A 2,016-nucleotide genomic window follows, 5' to 3' on the forward strand; every position below is an offset into this window, starting at 1 on the left:
AAAAACCGCCAAGCTTTGGGTCTGGCGTGCGTATGACCCTGACCGTCGGCGAACCCTGGCCTGGGTGCTGAGTGGCCGTGATGACGCCACCTGTCAACAGCTACTCGACCGCGTCGGTCTCCAGGGCAAACAATTCATTACCGACGACTGGCCCGGTTACCATCGCTTGATTCCAGCCGCACAATTGACGACTGGTAAGCACCTCACCTTCCCCATTGAGCAAGATAACAGCAACATCCGCCACGTCCTCGCCCGCTTCCGCCGCCGCACCAAAGTCGTCTCTAAAACCGAAGAAAGGGTGGATCTTTCCCTACGCCTCTACCATCATCTCCATGATCACCCCGCCGCCTTCGCGGCCCTGTCCGCCACTTTCTTATCTATCTTTGGTTAGGACTCTCTTCCTCTGAAGTGGTGCAAAGTCGAGCTGGAGTTGATTGATTTCGGAGCGGACTTGCCGATCTGATCCCGGTGCTGGTTCGCCAGAGACTGGGCAAATCATCGTATAACATAAGCCATAAAATTAAACTGTCCATGAATGGCGGGATCGCACACTGACGATGCAGCGCTCCAAGCGACATAGCCCACTTGGAGACGTAGCGATCTAATCCGGCCGATTGTCAGTCAGGAATGTAGAGCGTGTTTTGCCCAAATCGAATCAGGTCTCCCGTAGCTGGATTTTCGGCTATTGGCGGCACGTTGGTGGCGGTGATGGGGTTGGATGCAGAGGGCGAACCGCTGGCGCCGCGTGGCACGGTTCGCACCACCTGGCTTGGTGGTAGGGCGGTGCCCGCCGTGAGGTGCTGGCACATGGCGTTAAGCGCGCGGATAAGATAAACATGAAGGGGTATGTATCGTGCCGCGTAGTCTGGAAACGCCAGGAACCCATCGAAGTGCTGGGCATTGGTGACCTCAATGTAGGATACCGCCTGGTGGCGATTTCCTTCGATGAGGCGATTTGCCCCGTAATAGGCGCGGGATGCATGGTTAACGGGGACAAGTGCGTCGGCACGACCATGCACGATCAGCGTCGGTTTGCCGCGCAGCCGCGCGCTCAGTTGGACTTCCGCAATCCCCTGCTGTAAGCGTCGCGCATAAGCTGCGTCTTCAGTCGTGAGCGGGCGACCCTCCACACTATCGGCGCCGATCACCAAATTGCGATGGCAAAGCGCGCCATCGAGTGCATAGTCGATCCGCCCCGTCGAGGGGGAAGCCGCGAATGTATCCCGTTTGCCGATGAGAATCCTAATCTAAGATAGTTACTGATATTATAGGAAGAAAGGCTCACTTGAAGCGAGGTTTGGAGATGGAAAGCGGTGCTTGCAAGCGGTGTGGTAGCGAAGCGTCGGTCAAGAGCGGTCGCGTGCGGGGTTTGCAACGGTATCGGTGCAAGGAGTGTGGCTACCATTTTACGGCGACACCTCCACGGGGTAAGCCCGCGGCGATGAAGGCGTTGGCGCTGTTGCTCTACGCGATGGGGAATGTCAGTTTCTGCTCGATTGCGCGCCTGTTGCACGTCAGCGATGTCGCGGTATTGAAGTGGGTACGCGCCGAGGCGCGGAAACTGCCCATCCCGGAAGTGGCAGGAGAAACCGTGGTGGTGACGCTGGATGAGATGTGGCATTTTCTCAAAAAAAAACCGCCAAGCTTTGGGTCTGGCGTGCGTAGGACCCTGACCGTCGGCGAACCCTGGCCTGGGTGCTGGGTGGCCGTGATGACGCCACCTGCCAAAAGCTGCTTGACCGGATCGGTCTTCAGGGCAAGCGATTCATTACCGACGACTGGCCCGGCTACCATCGCTTGATTCCTGCTGCACAATTGACGACTGGTAAGCATCTCACCTTCCCCATTGAACAAGATAACAGCAACATCCGCCACGTCCTCGCCCGCTTCCGCCGCCGCACCAAAGTTGTCTCTAAAACCGCTAAGTACAGGACAAAAATTTCAGCAGGCCGAGGAAATCAAGCCAGCGGTCGGCCCAGTTGAGGACGATGGAGCGGATGAAGTCGAGGCCATGGC

4 protein-coding genes are annotated in these 2,016 nt (G+C 57.4%); 3 read left to right on the forward strand and 1 reads right to left on the reverse strand.

Annotation, left to right across the window (positions count from 1 at the left end):
• Positions 1 to 391: IS1 family transposase (locus BN873_RS01620; RefSeq protein WP_048670235.1), on the forward strand; the 391-nt coding region annotated here is incomplete at its 5' end.
• A 226-nt stretch (positions 392 to 617) separates the two neighbouring features.
• Here the strand turns inward: BN873_RS01620 and BN873_RS01625 are convergent.
• The gene (locus BN873_RS01625) at positions 618 to 1,247 is read right to left on the reverse strand and encodes a 3-hydroxybutyrate oligomer hydrolase family protein (RefSeq protein ID WP_082161027.1); all 630 of its coding nucleotides are present in this window, start codon (positions 1,245 to 1,247) and stop codon (positions 618 to 620) included.
• A gap of 38 nt (positions 1,248 to 1,285) precedes the next feature.
• Between BN873_RS01625 and BN873_RS19985 the strand changes: the two genes are divergently transcribed.
• Together BN873_RS19985 and BN873_RS21285 are read left to right on the forward strand one after the other, a co-directional pair.
• Positions 1,286 to 1,801 carry an IS1 family transposase gene (locus tag BN873_RS19985; protein WP_139031622.1) on the forward strand — a complete coding sequence of 172 codons (516 nt, stop codon included), beginning with the start codon at positions 1,286 to 1,288 and terminating at the stop codon, positions 1,799 to 1,801.
• Positions 1,696 to 1,983, forward strand: a complete 288-nt coding sequence (locus BN873_RS21285) for an IS1 family transposase (RefSeq protein WP_171820396.1) — start codon at positions 1,696 to 1,698, stop codon at positions 1,981 to 1,983. Before BN873_RS19985 ends, BN873_RS21285 begins: the two co-directional genes overlap by 106 nt.
• The last annotated feature ends 33 nt before the right edge of the window (positions 1,984 to 2,016 follow it).

The sequence above is a fragment of the Candidatus Competibacter denitrificans Run_A_D11 genome, assembly GCF_001051235.1.
GTDB lineage: Bacteria > Pseudomonadota > Gammaproteobacteria > Competibacterales > Competibacteraceae > Competibacter_A > Competibacter_A denitrificans.